Below are 16,951 nucleotides of genomic sequence, written 5' to 3'. Positions count from 1 at the left end.
GCGGGAGCGGGCAAGCACACATAGTGTGGTCATCGGAGTCCGGAGTTCACCAACGCCCGGAAAGGTACGCATGGCGATGACCGACACGGAAGTCAACGTGACCAAGGAGTCGACCGGCGCCGTACGGCGCGGCGGCGGAGACCCGGCGACCCGGGGCCGTACCACCATCGCCGACGGTGTCGTCGAGAAGATCGCCGCACTCGCGGCGCGCGACGTGGTCGGCGTCCACGCGATGGGCAGCGGTCTCGCCCGCAGCTTCGGCGCGGTCCGCGACCGGGTGCCTGGGGGCAAACCGCCCGTCACCCGTGGCGTCAAGGCCGAGGTCGGCGAGAAGCAGACCGCGCTCGACCTCGAGATCGTCGTCGACTACGGCGTCGCGATCGCCGATGTCGCCCACGCCGTCCGCGAGAACGTCGTCTCCGCGGTCGAGCGGATGACGAGTCTGGAGGTCGTCGAGGTCAATATCGCCGTCGGCGATGTGAAGCTGCCGGACGAGGAAGACGAAGAGACGGAACCGCGGATCCAGTAGCCGAGCTCAGGAGATCCAGCGCCTGGGCTCACGAGAGGAGCTCACGATGAGCATGGCGGTGGCCGGCCTCCTGGCCGGCATGGCGCTCGGCTTCGCCGGATACTTCGGCGGGTTCGGGGCGTTTCTGCTGGTGGCGGCGCTGGGGGCGGTCGGGTTCGTCGCGGGGCGCGTCCTGGACGGCGATCTGGAACCCGGCGACTTCTTCCGCAGCCGCGAGCACGGCGACCGGCGGAGGTGACCCGGCGTGGCCGCGGACCCGACCGCGCACCGGGCGACGACGGAGATCGCGGCGGCCGTGCGGGGCGCGACGACGATCGCCGACCGGGTCGTCGCGAAGATCGCCGCACGGGCGGCGCGTGAGGCTCTCACCCATGTGCCGGAGGGTGGTTCGGCCCCGCAGGCCACGGTCACGGTGCACCATGACCACGCCCGGGTACGGGTCGCTCTCGAACTCGACTATCCCTGCGACATCGGCGGCCAGTGCCGTGCCGTGCGTCGCCATGTCGCCCAGCGGGTAGAGGCGTTGGCGGGGATGGCGGTGCCCGAAGTGGACGTACAGGTCGATCGGCTGCACTCCGTCCATACACGTCGGGAGGCTCAGGGGAGGCTCCGATGAGCGAATCGGTGAAAGGTCCCGTCCAGGAACTCGACCAGTCGGCGTCCGCCGCCGCCTACCGTCCGTCGCCGAAGGCGGTCGCGGGCAAGGGCCGTACGCCCGGGCGGTTCTGGTCCGCACGGCGGATCCCGGCCGCCCTGCTCGCGCTGGTGCTGGTGGGCGGCGCGGGGCTGCTGCTGTTCGACATCGCTTCCGTACGGGCCGACCGGCCCGGGATGCAGTGGCGGCGCTCGCTCGCCGGCCAGCTGGCACGCAGGCCGCTGGACGACGTCTGGGTGCTGGTGGGCGCGGGTGCGGCGGTGGCGATCGGGGTGTGGCTGATCGTCCTCGCCGTGACACCGGGGCTGCGCGCGCTGCTGCCGATGCGACGCCGCGACGGCGACGCGGACGTACGGGCCGGGCTCGACCGGGACGCGGCCGAGCTGGTGCTGCGTGACCGGGCGATGGAGGTGTCCGGGGTGCAGTCCGTGCGGGTGCGGATGGGACGGTCCCGGGCCGGCGTCCGCGCGGTGTCCCACTTCCGGGAACTCGACGACGTACGAGCCGATCTGGACACCGTGCTCGGCGACGGCATCCGCGAGCTGGGGCTGGCGCGACCGCCCGCGCTGTCCGTGCACGTACGCCGGCCGGCGAAGAGGGGGTGAGCGCAGTGCTCGGGGTCGTCAATCGTGTGCTGCTCGCACTGGCGGGGCTGGTGCTGATCGCCGTCGGGGGAGCGGTGCTGTCCGCCGGGTTCGGAGCGGGGGTGCCGTCCTGGTGGCCCTGGCCCGGACCCGACGCCGTCCTGCTGAGCGAGAGCGGCCGGGAGCGTTGGCAGGACCGGGGCTGGTGGTGGCCCGCTGTGATCGCGGCGCTGGCGGTGGTCGTCCTCCTCGCCGTCGGGTGGTTCCTCGCGCAGCTGCGCCGCTCCCGGCTGGCCGAGGTCCTCGTCGACAGCGGCGACGGGGAGGGCGCGCTGCTGCGGGGCCGCGCACTGGAGGCGGTGCTCGCCGGCGAGGCGGAGGATCTGGCGGGCGTGGCCCGTGCCCAGGTCGTCCTGCACGGCAGGCGCACCGCTCCGACGGCCCGGGTCCGACTTCTCCTGGAGCCCTACGCCTCCCCGGGCGAGACGCTCGAGCGCCTCTCCGACGAGGCGCTGAGCCACGCCAGGGACTCGGCGGGCCTGGCCGCGCTTCCCGCGGAGGTCCGTCTGCGCGCGGAGAAGCACCGGGCGCAACGGGTGACCTGATCGCGCTCGGTCAACGCTCGGGATGCGGGCCCGCAGCCGCGCTGCTTCGCTGAGAGTGGTCCGCTCACAGCGACGTCCGAGGAGTGATGATGAGCGTTTCAGGTGAGGCCGCCGGCCGGGTCCGGCAGATGCGGCAGAAGGCCGAGGAACTGGATCAGGCCGCGGAACGGGTGAACGATCCCGAGGAGAGCAAGCGGCTCAAGGAGAAGGCACGCAGGCTGAAGGAACAGAGCGAGCAGGAGAGCGCGATGGGGTCCGGGGACATCTTCCCCATGGAGTGATGCCCCGCCCGAGTGGCCCCCGCCTCGTACACGCCGGCCGGTGACCTCGTCACCGGCCGACGTCCGTGCCCGTGCGCCCGGGGCGACCGAGGAGCGTGCCCGTACGCCCGGAGGCACCGAGGAGTACGTGCAGCAGCGCGGACATCAGCTGCAGGGCGGCGATCGCGAGCAGCAGCAGAGGCGCCGGCCGTGCAGCGAAGAGCCCGGCGAGTCCGGCTCCACAGGCCGCGGCGGAGATCTTCAGCCCCGCTCCGACGGCGAAGACCTGAGGGCGGGTACCGGGCGGGGCGTGGTCGGAGCGGACACGGAGAGTGGCCGTCAGCACCACGCCGTCGCAGAGGCCGGCCACGGTGAAGAACGGCAGGAGCAGCCACGGGCCCGGCGAGGGCACGAGTGCCACGGCAGCGGCCGCGGCCAGGGCGAGCCCGAGACCGAGCAGCGCGGCCTCGGCCAGGCGCGGCGCCGGAAGGCGCGGCCGGTACCGGGCGGCGGCCAGTGACCCGGCCAGCGCCCCGACGGCGAACGCGGTCATCAGCGCGCCCCCACCGCCCAGCAGCACCGCCGTCGTGGTCAGCCCGCCGATCCCGAGGAACGCCAGGCAGGTCGCCCCGGTGATCGCCCTCAACTCCCGCACACGCCACACCACTACCGGCCCGGCCACCAGCGCGGCCCGCCGCGTGGAGGCCGCCCGGTGGGGCTGCGGACCCGCCCCGGCCCCCGGCCCCGGATGCGTCCCGCGCGACCGGGTTCCGGGCAGGAGGGCCGTGGCCAGTGCCGCGGCGGCCAGCGCCGCCGCCGCGAGCAGCAGCACCGCGAGGGCGGGGGAGTACAGGCCGGTCAGGAGGGCGGCCGCGCCGGGGCCGGCGACGGACGCGGCGTTGTAGACCGCCGCGTCCAGGGCGTACGCCCGGTCCCGGACCGGTCCGGGCGGGGTCAGCAGGCCGATCAGGCCGGACAGCGCTCCGGTGACCAGCGGGCCGAGGCAGCCGCCTGCCAGGGCGATCGCGAAGGTCACCGGCGCGGGGGCCGTGCCCACGGTGGCCGCCGACGCCGCGATCGCCGCGCCGAGGCAGCCCAGCCCGGCGCCGTAGAGCAGCCGCGGGCTGGAGGCGCGTGCGGCGATCGAGCCCGCGAGCGGTGCCGCGAGCACGTGGGGCGCCATCCACGCCATCAGGACGTACGCGCCCAGCGCCGCGCTGCCCGTGCGGTGCAGCGCCAGCGTCACGACCGCCACCGCCATGCCCTCGTCCGCGAGCCGGGCGAGGAAGGCGACCGGCAGATACGGCCGCATGCCCGCCGCGGTTCGTGGGCCCACGGCGCCCCGACGGCCTGTCTGTAACGTCTTCACGGGCCAAGACGTTACAGTGCGGGGTGTGACAGAGCACGGATTCCGGCCCGCCGAGCGGCTGATCGAACTCGCCAACGCCGTCCGCGCCGATCCCGGGCTGCCGCGCGAGGCCTTCGCCGCGCTGCTCACCCGGCACGGTGAGAGCCCCGCCGACCTCTCGGGACCGGCGTTCTCGGCCGCGGACGCCGACGGGCTGCGCGCCGCCGTCGTCCGTATCACCGCCGTCCTCACCGAGACCGACGCCGACCGCGCCGCCCACACCCTCAACACGCTCCTCGCGGAGTGCGGGGCGCGCCCCCGTCTGTCGCGGCACGACGGGCATGCGTGGCATCTGCACATCGACCGGGGCGAGGGCGCCGGGTGGGCCGACTGGTTCCTCGCCTCCAGCGCGCTGGCGCTCGCCCAGTTGCTCTCCGAGCACGGCCGGATCAGCTGGGGGGAGTGCGCCTCCCCCCGCTGCACCGCCCTCTATCTCGGCAACGGCCCCGGCAGCGCCCGCCGTTACTGCTCCACCACCTGCGCCTCACGCGAACGCGTCGCCGCCCACCGACGCCGCAGACGTGCCGAGCCCGGCCGGACGTGACGCCGTACGGTCCGTCAGAAGCCGTGCCGCGCCCCGCCGTCCACCGGAAGCATCACACCCGTGAGGTACGACGCGGCGGGCGAGAGCAGGAACGCCGCCGTACGCCCGAACTCCTCGGGGGTGCCGTACCGCCGCAGCGGGATCCGGGACTCGTTGGCCACGCGCGCCGCGTCCGCGTCGCCCGACAGCGCGTCGAGTTCGCGGACCCGGTCCGTGTCGATACGGGCGGGAAGCAGGCCCACGACACGGATTCCGCGCGGTCCCAGCTCGTCCGAGAGGGACTTGGCGAAGCCGGCCAGACCCGGGCGCAGCCCGTTGGAGATGGTGAGGCCGGGGATCGGCTCGTGGACCGAGCCGGACAGGACGAAGCCGATGACGCCGCCCTCCCCGAGTGCCGCCGCCGCGCCACGCGCCAGCCGGACCGCGCCCAGGAACACCGACGCGAACGCCGCCTCCCACTGCTCGTCCGTGTTGTCCGCGACAAAGCCCGGAGCGGGACCGCCGACGCTGATCAGAACGCCGTCGAGGCGTCCGAAGTGTTCGCGGGCCGCCGAGACCAGGCGCTCGGCGGTCGCCGGGTCGGCGTTGTCGGCCGCGATGCCGACGGCGTCCGGGCCGAGCGCGGCCGCAGCCTCGGCGGTCGCCTCAGCGTCCCGCCCGGTGACGATCAGCTTCGCGCCGTCGGCGGCCAGCGCCCGGGCGGAGGCGTTCCCCAGGCCCCGGGTGGCTCCGGTGACGACATAGACACGGTCCTTCAGTCCAAGATCCATGGCCCTATCCTGCCCCGTCGTGCTCGGCCAGAGCCAGGGCGGAACCCACCAGTCCGACATGGCTGAACGCCTGCGGGAAGTTCCCGAGGTGCCGCCGGGCCGCCGGGTCGTACTCCTCCGCCAGCAGCCCCAGGTCGTTGCGCAGCGCGAGCAGCCGCTCGAAGAGGTCCCTGGCCTCCTGGGCCCGCCCGGTCATCAGCAGGGCGTCGACCATCCAGAACGAGCAGACGAGGAACGTTCCCTCACGGCCGGGCAGCCCGTCGACCGACGGGCCCTTCGTGGTGTACCGGTCTATCAGCCCGTCGCGGCTCAGTCCGGCGCGTAACGCGTCGACCGTCCCGAGCACCCGGGGATCGTCCGGCGGTAGAAAGCCGACCCGGGGGATGAGCAGCGCCGACGCGTCCAGCTCCTCCGAACCGTACGACTGCGTGAAGGTGTTCCGCTCCGGGTCGAAACCCCTCTCGCACACCTCGCGGTGGACCTCGTCCCGCATCGCCCGCCACCGTGTCACGTCGCCGGGCAGCTCCGGACTGCTCTCCAGGGTCCGTACGGCCCGGTCGGCCGCGACCCAGGCCATCACCTTGGAGTGGACGAAGTGGCGCCGCGGCCCGCGAACCTCCCACAGGCTCTCGTCCGGATCCCGCCACTTCGACTCCAGGAAGCCCATCAGACTGAGCTGGATGTTCCATGCGTGCGGCAGGGATTCCAGCCCCGCCTCCCTGCCGAGCCGCAGCGAGTCCATGACCTCGCCGTACACATCGAGCTGAAGCTGGGCGACCGCGCCGTTGCCGACCCGCACGGGCGTCGAGCCCTCGTAGCCCCGCAGCCACGGGAGTTCCATCTCCGGCATCCGGCGCTCACCGGCCACCCCGTACATGATCTGCAGATCCGCCGGATCGCCGGCCACCGCGCGCAGCAGCCAGTCGCGCCAGGCCGCGGCCTCGTCGACATAGCCGGTCGCGAGGAGCGCGCCGAGGGTGAGCGTGGAGTCGCGCAGCCAGCAGAAGCGGTAGTCCCAGTTCCGTACGCCGCCGGGGTCCTCCGGCAAGGACGTCGTGGGTGCGGCGACGATCCCGCCCGTCGGGGCGTACGTCAGCGCTTTGAGGGTGATCAGCGACCGAAGCACCGCGTCACGGTGCGGACCCTCGTAACGGCACTTCCCGGACCACTCCGTCCAGTCCTCCAGGCTCGCCGCCAGCGCCTCGAACGGATCGAGCGGCTTCGGCCGCGAGTGGTGCGAGGGGTGCCAGGTGAGGATGAACGCCAGCTTCTGTCCCGCGGCGAGGGTGAACGAGGAGACGGTGCTGAACTGTTGTCCCCAGGTCTTCACCGGGACGGAATCGGGGTTCTCCAGCCGCAGCCACACGGAGTCAGGGCCGGCCACCGCCACCCGGTCGTCGTCCAGTCTGCGCATCCACGGCACGGTCGAGCCGTAGTCGAAGCGCAGCCGCAGTGTCGCGGCCATCTCGACCGTGCCGTCGATGCCCTCCACGATCCGGACGACGTCGGGGGCCTGGTCGCGTTGCGGCATGAAGTCGGTGACCTTGACCGCACCGGTTCTGGTCTCCCAGACGGACTCCAGGACGAGTGTCCCCGGCACATAGCCACGGCGGGTGCAGGTGCCGGCGCCCTTCGGGGCGAGCCTCCAGTGGCCGTTGTTCTCGTCGCCGAGCAGTGCGGCCAGGCAGGCCCCCGAGTCGAAGCGCGGCAGGCACAGCCAGTCGACGGAGCCGTCCGAGCCGACCAGAGCGGCGGTCTGCAGATCGCCGATCAGGGCGTAGTCCTCGATGCGTTGGGTCACGCCTTGGCGTGTTCCCGCGCCGCCGCCCGGCTAAGCGGCGCCCGCTCCCACGACCTCGGCCGCCTCCTCGGGCGCGGGCCGCGCGGCGGCCGCCGCCCGGTCCCGCTTCTCACGGCGTACGAGGATCACCCAGCCGACCGGAACCCCGGACGCGAACAGCCACCACTGCACGGCGTACGCCATATGGGCACCGATGGAGTCGTGGTCGGGGTCGGCGATCAGCTCGGGCGTGCCCTTCGGCGGTTCGGGCGCGGTCTGCTGCAGATAGCCGCCGAGCACGGGCCGGCCGAGGCGCTCGGCCTCCTGCTCGCTGTTGATCAGCATGATCTGACGCGGCGGCAGACCGCGCAGGTCCTTGATTCCGCTGGCACCCGTCGTCTCGTCGGCCATCAGCCGGCCGGTGACGGTGACCTCGCCCTTCGGTGCGGGCGGTACGACGGGGAACGCCTGCTGGTCGGCCGCCGCGGGCACCCAGCCGCGGTTGACCAGGACGGCACGGCCGTCGGTGAGGACCAGCGGGGTCAGGACGTGCGCGCCGACCCGCTCGTCGTTGTCGGTGCGGCGGCGCACGACGACCTCGTGCGTGGTGTCGTACGTCCCGGTGGCGGTGACCCGGCGCCAGTAGTCGGCGCGCGGGACGGTGTGTCCGGGGGAGGTCAGCTCGGTGACGGGGACCGGCCGTGCGGAGAGGTTGTCCGCGATCAGCTGGTTCTGTGCGACGCGGTGCTGGTGCCGGTGCAGCTGCCAGAAGCCCAGCTCGACCATGACGGGAATGAGGACGAGGCCGATGAGGGTGAGGATCACCCACTGCCGGGACAACAGGAAGCGGTACACCCCACGACCGTACAACTTGGTCGTGGGGTGCTCGTAGGGAGGGTCCTCGGACCCGCGGGGAGGCTCAGACCTTGTCGATGATCCCCACCTTCCCCTCCGCGCGGGCGCAGTGCGCGCCGCAGTACCAGTGGCCCTCGGCCTCGACCCCCTGGCCGATGACCTGGACCTTGCAGTGCTCACAGATGGGGGCCATCCGGTGGATGGCGCAGGAGAAGCAGTCGAAGACGTGCACCGCGCCCTGCGCGTGCACCTCGAAGGACATGCCGTAGTCGTTTCCGCAGACCTCGCAACGTGCCATGCGCCGCATGCTCCGGAGGGCGGAGGACCGGAGCAAGATCCCTGCGGGCGGGTCGGCGAGGCTGCACCCGACCGGCGCACGCGGCCGGGCCGGGTCCGGCCCTGTCCGTGCCCGGCCGTCACTCCTGCGCCGGAGCCACGTCCCTCAGCAGCTGTGTGAACGCGGCCTCGTCGACGATCGGCGTTCCGTACGACTTCGCCCGGACCGTCTTCGACGTCGGCGCGTCCGGATCATTGGTGACGAGCAGACTCGTCAGCCGGGAGACGCTCGTCGCGACATGGAGGCCCGCCTCGACCGCGCGGTCCTCCAGCAGCTCCCGCTCGACGGAGGTGTCACCCGAGAAGGCGACCCTCATGCCCATTTTGAGCGGCTTGTCCGCTTCATAGCGCCCGGGGTTGGGGTACGGGCACGGGGGCCGCTTGCGCGAGGGGCGCCAGCCGTTCGCCCGGTACGAGGAAGGCCCCGACGCCTGGTGGACGATGCGCGGCGCGGTGGGAGCCGACGACCACTCGGTCAGCGGCCTGCACTCCAGCAGCGGCAGCCGCACCCCCTGCTCCGCCGCCGCGTGCAGACTCGGCCGGAACGCCTCGGCCAGCACGCGCGCGTCGTCCAGCGCGTGGTGCGCGCGCTGCTGGACGACGCCGAAGTGCGCGGCGAGCGACTCCAGCTTGTGGTTGGGCAACGGGAGCGCCAGCTCCTTGGACAGCGCGATCGTGCACAGCCGCTGCCGCACGGGAGCGACGCGCTCAGCCCGTGCGTACTCTCTGGCGATCATGGACCAGTCGAAGATGGCGTTGTGCGCGACGAGCACCCGGCCGTCCAGCCGGTGGGCGAATTCATGGGCGATGTCACCGAAAAGAGGCGCACTCTCCAGCACCTCGCTCGTCAGTCCGTGGATCCACACCGGACCCGGATCCCGCTCGGGATTCACCAACGAGTACCAGTGGTCCTCGACATTGCCCTGGGCATCCAGCCGATAGACGGCAGCCGACACTATCCGGTCGTCGCGTGCGAGTCCGGTGGTCTCCACGTCGACGACCGCGTACCCCTGCGGATACACGGCCGGCCACGCCGTTGCTGCTGTCGTACGGTCGTCGAGCATGGTCACAGAGCTTACGGGTCACCACTGACAGCCCCGCCCCTGCCCGCCCCGGCACCACACGGAACCGGTCAACAGCCCCCGTCTACGCGAGCAGCGACGTCACGAGCGCCTCCACGGAGAGCGTGAAGAGCCTCTCCGGATCGGCCGGGCGGGCCAGGGCGCGGGCGAGGGCCGGGTCCTCGTCGGCGGTGGCGCCGGTCCACAGATCCTCCTCGGCGGGCGACTGCACGGGCGCGCGTTCGCGATTGCGTTCGACCAGGACGAAGCCCACGATCTGGAACTGCACCGCCCGTACCGCGTCGGCGGCGCGCGAGCCGCGCAGCCCGGCGGCGTGCACCTCCCGGACGAGGGTGCGCCGGACGGGCAGGAACATGCGTTCCGTCAGGCCGTGTTCGTGGACCATCGCGATGAGGTGCGGCCTGGCGCGCAGCTCGCGGCGCAGACCGCGGGCGAGGGAGACGATCCGGGCGGCCGGGGTGCGCCCCGTGGGCCGGATCGCGCCCATCTCCTGGACGGTCCGCTCCACGAGCGCGTCCAGCAGCGACTCGCGATTGCCGACGTGCCAGTAGATCGACGTGACGGCGGAGCCGAGTTCGGAGGCGAGCTTGCGCATGGTGAGGGCGTCCGGGCCGTGCTGCTTCACCAGCTCCGCCGCGGTGTCCAGCACCTCTTCGCGGGTCAGGGCGGCGCGTGGCATGAGGCCCCCAATTCCGTTTCGTGCATGGCCCTTTACCCTTCATCGGCGCCGGTGTAACTGTGTTACAGGACGGACCCCGTCGAACGACCCCCGACGAACGACGAAGGGTGGTACGACACATGGCACGCGTACGGTACGGCGCGCGCACCGAGGCCGAGATCGCGGCGGCCCGAGCGGCCGGAGCCAAGCTCCCCGACATCTGGTCCACGGGCGTGGTGGCGGTGTGGGAGACCGACCCGGACGCGGTCGCGGCCGTCCTGCCGCCACCGCTCAAACCCACCGAACACCCCCTCGTGCGGGCGAACATCAGCACGGTGGACCTGCCCGGCTACCCGCTGGGCGCCGGCTCGGTCGCGGTCGCCGCCGCCCACGGCGACCAGCGGGGCTGGTATCCGCTGGTCATGCCGATGACCCATGAGCGCGCCCTGATCGGCGGCCGCGAGGTCTTCGGCGAACCGAAGAAGCTGGGCGAGGTGACCGTCGAGCGCGACGGTCTGGTCGTACGGGCGTCGCTCGCCCGGCACGGCATCGCGTTCGTCGAGGTGCGGGGCGCGGTGAGCGGCCCGCTTCCGCTGCCGGAGCCGGCCGAGAAGGTGGACTTCTACTTCAAGTTCCTCCCGGCCGTGGACGGCGCCGGTTCCGGCTTCGACACGGACCCCGTGCTGGTGCACTGCACGCGGCACGAGAGGGTGCGCAAGCTCGAAAAGGTCACCGGTGATGTCGTCCTGCGCGAGTCCATGTACGACCCCGTCGCCGATCTGCCCGTACGGAAGCTGGTCGAGCTCACCCTCGGCGAGAAGACCACCGACCAGCAGGGCCGGGTGGCCGAGCGGGTCAGCGCCCGGGACCTGCTGCCGTACATCCACCAGCGCTACGACGACCCGCAGCAGATCCTCGACGGACCGCCGGAGGGCAGCGTCCGATGAGGCTCGCACGAGGACAGGTCGCCGTCGTCACCGGCGCGGCGAGCGGCATCGGGCTGGCGATGGCACGGCGGTTCGCGGCGGAAGGGCTGAAAGTCGTCCTCGCGGACGTCGAGGAGAGCGCCCTGCGCAAGGCCGCGGACGCACTGGAGGCGGAGGGCGCGGACGTCCTCGCCCAGGTGGTGGACGTCTCGGAACGCGACTCCGTACGAGCGCTCGCCGACGCGGCGTACGCGGCCTTCGGTGCCGTGCACGTGCTGTGCAACAACGCGGGCGTCGGCTCGGGTGCCGAGGGCCGGATGTGGGAGCACGAACCGAACGACTGGAAATGGGCGTTCGCCGTCAACGTCGGGGGCGTCTTCCACGGCGTCCAGGCCTTCGTCCCGCGGATGATCGCCGGCGGTGAGCCGGGCCATGTCGTCAACACGTCGTCCGGCGACGGCGGAATCGCACCACTGCCGACCGCGTCCGTGTACGCCGTCACCAAGGCCGCCGTCGTGACCCTGACCGAGTCGCTGTACGCGCATCTGAAGGCGGAGGGCGTCCCCGTCGCAGCGTCCGTGCTCTTCCCCGGCCCGCACATGCTCCGCACCGGCCTGTGGGAGTCGCACCGCAACCGCCCGGCCCGCTACGCCAAGGAGCGGCCGCGCAGAACCCCGTACCGCAGCCTCGACCAGTGGGAGGCGGCGATGAAGGCCGCGGGCCACGACGTGGTCTTCACCCCGGTCGAGGAGGTCGCCGAGCACGTCGTGGACGGCATCAGGGCCGGCCGCTTCTGGATGCTCCCGGCGAGCGAGCACAGCGACCGCCAGATCCGGGCACGCGCGCGGTCGATGCTCGACCGCGCCGACCCGTCCTACCTCGAAAGCTTCGTACTGGACTGAGGGAGCCGTGATGACGGACCCGCACGCACCGGCACCGAACGACCCTTATCTGATCGTGTCCTCCGACTGTCACGCCGGGCTGCCCACCGAGCGGTACCGGCCCTACCTCGACTCCCGTTTCCACCGCGACTTCGACGAGTTCCTCGCGGGACGCGACCGCCGCCGCGAGGAGATGACCCGCCTCGGCGTACGCAACGAGGCGTTCGCCGACAAGTGGTTCAGCGACAACGAGGAAGGACTGCGCGGTGGCTGGGACACCGCGCAGCGCCTCAAGGAACTCGACGGCGACGGCGTGGCCGCCGAGGTCGTCTTCCCCGACGCGGACGCCGTCGACAGCCGCACCGCCGCGCCCTTCGGCGTCGGCCTCGGGCTCTCCGGCGACCAGGACCCGGACCTCGGCATGGCGGGAGCGCAGGCGCACAACCGCTGGCTCGCCGAGTTCGTGTCCGGGCATCCCCAACGGCACTGCGGAGTCGCCCTGCTCCCCGTCACCGGTGACACCGACCGTGTGGTCGCGGAGATCCACCGGGCCAAGGAGTCCGGGCTCGGCGCGCTGATGATCCCCTCCATGTGGGTGGACAAGGCCCCGTACCACGACCGGCGTTACGACCCCGTCTGGGCGGCCGCCGCCGAGACCGCCATGCCCCTGGTCACCCACTCCGGCGCCGCCCCGCGCCACGAGTACGGCGACCACCTCGGGATCTACGTCTCCGAGGTCACCTGGTGGCCCGCCCGGCCGCTCTGGTTCCTGCTCTGGTCCGGCGTCTTCGAGCGCCACCCGGGCCTGAGGTTCGGCGTCGCCGAATCCGGCTGCTGGTGGCTGCCGAACCTCCTCTGGTTCATGGACCGCCTCTACCTCGGCGCCCACGGCGGGAAGAAGCTCTCGCCCTTCGCGGAGCTGAAGCGCCCGCCCAGCGAGTACCTGGACCGGCAGGTCTTCATCTGCGCCACCAACACCAAGCGGCGCGAACTCGCGCAGCGCTACGAGATCGGCGTCGACAACATCCTCTGGGGCAGCGACTTCCCGCACCCCGAAGGCACCTGGCCCGACACCCGGACCTGGCTGAGGAACACCTTCCACGACATCCCGGTCGCCGAGACCCGCCGCATCCTGGGCCTCGCGGCCGCCGAGGTCTTCGGCTTCGACACCGCCGCGCTCGCCCCGGTCGCCCGCCGCATCGGCCCGACCCCCGCCGACCTCGGCCAGTCCGACGACCAGGCGGCCGTCGAGGCGTCCTGGGCGCGCTCGCGCGAGGTGGGCCGCCACTGGCTGACCGACCACGACTTCCCCTCCCTGGGGGTCACGCCATGACCGACCGCTACACCGTCGTCTCCGCCGACTGCCACGCCGGCGCGGACCTGCTCGACTACAAGCCGTATCTGGAGAAGCGGTACCACGACGACTTCGACGCGTGGGCGGCGACGTACGTCAATCCCTACGAGGACCTCGTCGCCGACGCCGCCGACCGCAACTGGAACTCCGACCGCAGGACCGCCGAGCTGGAGGCCGACGGGATCGTCGCCGAGGTCGTCTTCCCCAACACCATCCCGCCGTTCTTCCCGTCCGCCTCCCTGATGGCCCCGGCGCCTGCGCCGGAGGAGTACGAGCGGCGCTGGGCCGGGCTGCGGGCCCACAACCGCTGGCTCGCCGACTTCTGCGACCTCCTCCCGGGACGGCGGGCGGGCGTCGCGCAGATCCTGCTCAACGACGTCGACGAGGCGGTCGCCGAGATCCGCCGTACCAAGGATGCGGGCCTCACCGGCGGGATCCTGCTGCCGGGCGCCCCGCCCGGCTCGGGCGTGCCGGAGCTGTACTCGGGGACGTACGACCCGATATGGGCGGTCTGCGACGAGCTCGGCGTCCCCGTCAACCACCACGGCGGTTCGGCGTCCCCGCCGCTCGGTGACGAACCGGCCGCGCGGGCCGTGTTCATGGTGGAGACGACGTGGTTCTCGCACCGGGCACTGTGGCACCTGATCTTCGGCGGGGCCTTCCGCCGCCACCCCGGGCTCAGACTGGTCCTCACCGAACAGGGTTCGGGCTGGATCCCGGGGGTCGTCGAGATGCTCGACTACTACCACGGACGGCTCGTCGCGGCGGCGACCAGGGCATCGACCGCCGAGTCCAAGTTCGGCGCGGGGCTCGCCGCGGCCATGGGCAAGGGCCCGAGCGAGGTCTGGCGCGACAACTGCTTCGTCGGCGCCAGCTTCATGCGGCCGCACGAGGTGCCGCTGCGCGACCGGATCGGCCTCGACAAGATCATGTGGGGCAGCGACTACCCCCACGACGAGGGCACGGCACCGTACTCCCGCGAGGGCCTGCGCATCGCCTACGCGGGCCTGCCGCGCGACGAGGTCGCGGCGATGGTGGGCGGCAACGCGGCCCGGGTGTACGGCTTCGACCTCGGCCTCCTCGACCCGATCGCCGCCGTCCACGGCCCGACGGCCGACGGGATCGCCGAACCGCTGAAGGAGGTCCCGGCCGGTGCCACCAGTCCGGCGTTCGCACCGGGCGGGTCGGTGCGCGTCTGGTGAGGCCCCGGTGAGACCCTCCCCGGGTGACCGAACCGACGCACCACGAGGCACACCACGAGCCTCATGACGAATCCCTCGGCACCCGCCTCAACTGGCTGCGCGCCGCGGTCCTCGGCGCCAACGACGGCATCGTCTCCACCGCGGGACTCGTCGTCGGCGTCGCGGGCGCGACGAGCGACCGCGGCGCGCTTCTCACGGCCGGCCTCGCCGGACTGCTCGCCGGCTCCATGTCCATGGCGGCCGGCGAGTACGTCTCCGTCTCCACTCAACGCGACTCCGAACGCGCGGCGCTGGCGCTGGAGAAGCGCGAACTGCGCGAACAGCCGGAGGCCGAACTCGACGAGCTGACCGACCTGCTGGCCGACCGAGGCCTCTCCCGCGACGTCGCCCGCGAGGCCGCGGTCCAGCTCACCGAACGCGACGCGTTCCGCGCCCACGCCCGCGTGGAGCTCGGTATCGACCCGGACCAGCTCGCCAACCCCTGGCACGCGGCGGGCGCGAGCTTCCTCGCCTTCACCGTGGGCGCCCTGCTCCCTCTGCTCGCGATCGTGCTGCCGCCGTCCTCGGCCCGGCTGTGGGTGACCGTCGGCTCGGTGCTCGTCGCGCTGACCTTCACCGGCTGGTGGAGCGCCCGGCTCGGCAACGCCCCGGCGGGCCGGGCGATGGCGCGGAACGTGGCCGGGGGAGCGCTGGCGATGGGGGTGACGTACGCGGCGGGGTCGCTGCTCGGGGCGTCGGGGGTCTGAGGTCGGCCGTCCGTCCGCTCCCGGTGGCCGCGCGGTGGCCGCTCGGTGGGCGTTTGGCGGAAGTCGCCAGAACTTGCTGACAAGCAGTCTCACAAACTTGTCGGTAACACCATCTGGCCGAGCCACCGCACCCGCCTCTACGGTGCCCGCATGCCGCCGAACCTGCCCGACGTCGTGCTGTGGTCGATACCCGCCTTCGTCCTGCTCACCGTCCTGGAGATGGTCAGCTACCGGCTCCATCCCGACGAGGACGCCGCCGGCTACGCGGCCAAGGACGCCGCCACCAGCATCGGCATGGGACTCGGCAGCCTCTTCTTCGACCTCCTGTGGAAGATCCCCGTCGTCGCGATCTACACCGCGGTGTACGAGCTCACTCCGCTCCGCGTGCCCGTCCTGTGGTGGACGGTCCTGCTGATGCTGCTCGCGCAGGACTTCTGCTACTACTGGTCGCACCGCGGCCACCACGTCATCCGGATCCTGTGGGCCTGCCACGTCGTCCACCACTCCAGCCGGAAGTTCAACCTCAGCACCGCGCTGCGCCAGCCGTGGACCGGGTTCAGCTCCTGGCCGTTCTACCTCCCGATGATCGCCTGCGGGGTGCACCCGGCCGCCCTCGCGTTCTGCTCCTCCGTGAACCTCGTCTACCAGTTCTGGATCCACACCGAGCGGATCGGCAAACTGCCGCGGCCCTTCGAGTACGTCCTCAACACGCCCTCGCACCACCGGGTCCACCACGCCTCCCAGGGCGGCTATCTCGACCGGAACTTCGGCGGGATCCTGATCGTCTGGGACCGGCTCTTCCGGTCGTTCGCGGCCGAGACCGAGCGGCCCGTGTACGGGCTCACCAAGAACATCGCGACGTACAACCCGCTGCGCGTCGCCACCCACGAGTACGTCTCCATCGCCCGGGACGTCCGGGCGGCGGGCAACTGGCGTGAGCTGACGGGGCGGTTGTTCCGCGGGCCCGGATGGCAGCCCGCCGAAGCCGCCGTGCCCGCCGAAGCCGCCGCGCCCGCCGCCCCGGCAGGGCCGGCGCAGGCGGCACCGGCGCCCGCGGCCGCCGCGGAGCGCGTCGCGTGAGCGCGCCGGCCCGTGCCGCCGGTGACGCACGCCGTGCCGGCCTCCGCCCCGGCCGGGAGTCCGCGGCACGGCTGCTGCCCGTGTGCTTCGCCGCCGCCCTGCTCCTCGACCTCGCCTCGCTCCTCGCCGGGTGGGAGACCGGGCACCACATCGCCAAGCCGCTGCTGATGCCCCTGCTCGCGGCGTACGCGGCGGTCCGCGACGCCCCCCGGCCGCTGATCGCCGCGCTCCTGCTCGGCTGGGCGGGCGACGTGCTCCTGATGGCCGGTACGGACGGGGCGTTCCTCGTCGGCATGGGAGCCTTCGCGGCCGGGCACTGCTGCTATCTCGCGCTGTTCGGACGCCGGCGGACGAGCCCGGCGCTCGGCCTCGGATACGGCGCCGTCCTCGCCGGCGCCGTCGCACTGCTGTGGGCCGATCTCCCCGCCGGGCTGCGGGTGCCCCTCGTCGCCTACTCGGTGCTGCTCACCGCCATGGCGTACCGGTCGAGCGCGCTCGGCCGCACGGCGGGCGCGGGCGGGGCGCTGTTCCTGCTCTCGGACATGCTCATCGCCACCGGGATCGCCGAGTGGCCGCAGCTCCCGGCGCCCGACTTCTGGATCATGCTCACCTACGGCGCGGCCCAGTACCTGCTCACGACGGGGGCCCTCGCAAGCGAGCACGGAGCCCGGGGCGTACGGTGAACCACGTACCCCC

Annotated in this window: 21 protein-coding genes; 14 read left to right on the top strand and 7 right to left on the bottom strand. The window is 72.7% G+C overall.

Annotated features, from left to right (window positions below):
• The first annotated feature begins 76 nt into the window (after window positions 1-76).
• The 6 genes from OG766_RS07665 to OG766_RS07640 all read left to right on the top strand — a co-directional run bounded on the left by OG766_RS07665 (window position 77) and on the right by OG766_RS07640 (window position 2,654).
• Window positions 77-529, top strand: coding sequence for an Asp23/Gls24 family envelope stress response protein (locus OG766_RS07665; protein ID WP_266375132.1), 453 nt, complete (start codon window positions 77-79; stop codon window positions 527-529).
• Window positions 530-575: 46 nt separating this feature from the next.
• Window positions 576-767, top strand: coding sequence for a hypothetical protein (locus OG766_RS07660; RefSeq protein ID WP_266375133.1), 192 nt, complete (start codon window positions 576-578; stop codon window positions 765-767).
• 6 nt (window positions 768-773) lie between these two features.
• Entirely contained in the window at window positions 774-1,145 is a 372-nt protein-coding gene (locus OG766_RS07655) for an Asp23/Gls24 family envelope stress response protein (protein ID WP_266375134.1), read from the top strand.
• A complete protein-coding gene (locus tag OG766_RS07650; RefSeq protein ID WP_266375135.1) occupies window positions 1,142-1,789 on the top strand; it encodes a DUF6286 domain-containing protein in 648 nt (215 codons plus the stop codon). Before OG766_RS07655 ends, OG766_RS07650 begins: the two co-directional genes overlap by 4 nt.
• A gap of 5 nt (window positions 1,790-1,794) precedes the next feature.
• A complete protein-coding gene (amaP, locus tag OG766_RS07645; RefSeq protein WP_423247168.1) occupies window positions 1,795-2,373 on the top strand; it encodes an alkaline shock response membrane anchor protein AmaP in 579 nt (192 codons plus the stop codon).
• 89 nt (window positions 2,374-2,462) lie between these two features.
• Entirely contained in the window at window positions 2,463-2,654 is a 192-nt protein-coding gene (locus OG766_RS07640; protein ID WP_266378156.1) for a DUF6381 family protein, read from the top strand.
• 49 nt (window positions 2,655-2,703) lie between these two features.
• Here the strand turns inward: OG766_RS07640 and OG766_RS07635 are convergent, their stop codons facing one another.
• Complete coding sequence (locus tag OG766_RS07635) at window positions 2,704-3,969, bottom strand: MFS transporter (protein WP_328724857.1); 1,266 nt, start codon at window positions 3,967-3,969, stop codon at window positions 2,704-2,706.
• A 58-nt stretch (window positions 3,970-4,027) separates the two neighbouring features.
• On the opposite strand from OG766_RS07635, the gene OG766_RS07630 reads away from it, so the two are divergent.
• Window positions 4,028-4,585, top strand: coding sequence for a CGNR zinc finger domain-containing protein (locus OG766_RS07630; RefSeq protein ID WP_266375138.1), 558 nt, complete (start codon window positions 4,028-4,030; stop codon window positions 4,583-4,585).
• 14 nt (window positions 4,586-4,599) lie between these two features.
• Here OG766_RS07630 and OG766_RS07625 read toward each other — a convergent pair whose 3' ends face one another.
• From OG766_RS07625 to OG766_RS07600, 6 genes are all read right to left on the bottom strand, one after another.
• Window positions 4,600-5,355: an SDR family oxidoreductase gene (locus OG766_RS07625; RefSeq protein WP_266375139.1), complete on the bottom strand. Its 756-nt coding sequence runs from the start codon at window positions 5,353-5,355 to the stop codon at window positions 4,600-4,602.
• A gap of 4 nt (window positions 5,356-5,359) precedes the next feature.
• Window positions 5,360-7,156, bottom strand: coding sequence for a glycoside hydrolase family 15 protein (locus tag OG766_RS07620; RefSeq protein WP_266375140.1), 1,797 nt, complete (start codon window positions 7,154-7,156; stop codon window positions 5,360-5,362).
• 30 nt (window positions 7,157-7,186) lie between these two features.
• A complete protein-coding gene (locus OG766_RS07615) occupies window positions 7,187-7,990 on the bottom strand; it encodes an SURF1 family cytochrome oxidase biogenesis protein (protein WP_266375141.1) in 804 nt (267 codons plus the stop codon).
• Window positions 7,991-8,054: 64 nt separating this feature from the next.
• Window positions 8,055-8,288, bottom strand: a complete 234-nt coding sequence (locus tag OG766_RS07610) for a hypothetical protein (RefSeq protein ID WP_266375142.1) — start codon at window positions 8,286-8,288, stop codon at window positions 8,055-8,057.
• Between the two features lie 118 nt (window positions 8,289-8,406).
• Entirely contained in the window at window positions 8,407-9,390 is a 984-nt protein-coding gene (locus tag OG766_RS07605) for a DEDDh family exonuclease (protein ID WP_328724855.1), read from the bottom strand.
• A gap of 82 nt (window positions 9,391-9,472) precedes the next feature.
• Window positions 9,473-10,087 (bottom strand): TetR/AcrR family transcriptional regulator, encoded by a 615-nt coding sequence (locus OG766_RS07600; RefSeq protein WP_328724854.1) that lies wholly within the window; start codon window positions 10,085-10,087, stop codon window positions 9,473-9,475.
• Between the two features lie 119 nt (window positions 10,088-10,206).
• Between OG766_RS07600 and OG766_RS07595 the strand changes: the two genes are divergently transcribed.
• From OG766_RS07595 to OG766_RS07565, 7 genes are all read left to right on the top strand, one after another.
• A complete protein-coding gene (locus OG766_RS07595; RefSeq protein ID WP_328724853.1) occupies window positions 10,207-11,013 on the top strand; it encodes an acetoacetate decarboxylase family protein in 807 nt (268 codons plus the stop codon).
• Window positions 11,010-11,894 carry an SDR family NAD(P)-dependent oxidoreductase gene (locus OG766_RS07590; protein ID WP_266375146.1) on the top strand — a complete coding sequence of 295 codons (885 nt, stop codon included), beginning with the start codon at window positions 11,010-11,012 and terminating at the stop codon, window positions 11,892-11,894. Before OG766_RS07595 ends, OG766_RS07590 begins: the two co-directional genes overlap by 4 nt.
• Window positions 11,895-11,904: 10 nt before the next feature.
• Entirely contained in the window at window positions 11,905-13,206 is a 1,302-nt protein-coding gene (locus OG766_RS07585) for an amidohydrolase family protein (RefSeq protein WP_328724852.1), read from the top strand.
• The gene (locus OG766_RS07580; RefSeq protein ID WP_266375148.1) at window positions 13,203-14,429 is read left to right on the top strand and encodes an amidohydrolase family protein; all 1,227 of its coding nucleotides are present in this window, start codon (window positions 13,203-13,205) and stop codon (window positions 14,427-14,429) included. The genes OG766_RS07585 and OG766_RS07580 overlap by 4 nt, the downstream gene beginning before the upstream one ends.
• 23 nt (window positions 14,430-14,452) lie before the next feature.
• Entirely contained in the window at window positions 14,453-15,175 is a 723-nt protein-coding gene (locus OG766_RS07575; protein ID WP_266375149.1) for a VIT1/CCC1 transporter family protein, read from the top strand.
• Between the two features lie 150 nt (window positions 15,176-15,325).
• Entirely contained in the window at window positions 15,326-16,255 is a 930-nt protein-coding gene (locus OG766_RS07570; protein WP_266375150.1) for a sterol desaturase family protein, read from the top strand.
• Entirely contained in the window at window positions 16,252-16,938 is a 687-nt protein-coding gene (locus OG766_RS07565) for a lysoplasmalogenase (protein ID WP_443045459.1), read from the top strand. The genes OG766_RS07570 and OG766_RS07565 overlap by 4 nt, the downstream gene beginning before the upstream one ends.
• The last annotated feature ends 13 nt before the right edge of the window (window positions 16,939-16,951 follow it).

The organism is Streptomyces sp. NBC_00259, from assembly GCF_036181745.1.
Taxonomy (GTDB): domain Bacteria; phylum Actinomycetota; class Actinomycetes; order Streptomycetales; family Streptomycetaceae; genus Streptomyces; species Streptomyces pratisoli.
Note: the sequence above shows the minus strand (reverse complement) of the source record. Positions and strands in the feature narration are given on the sequence as shown.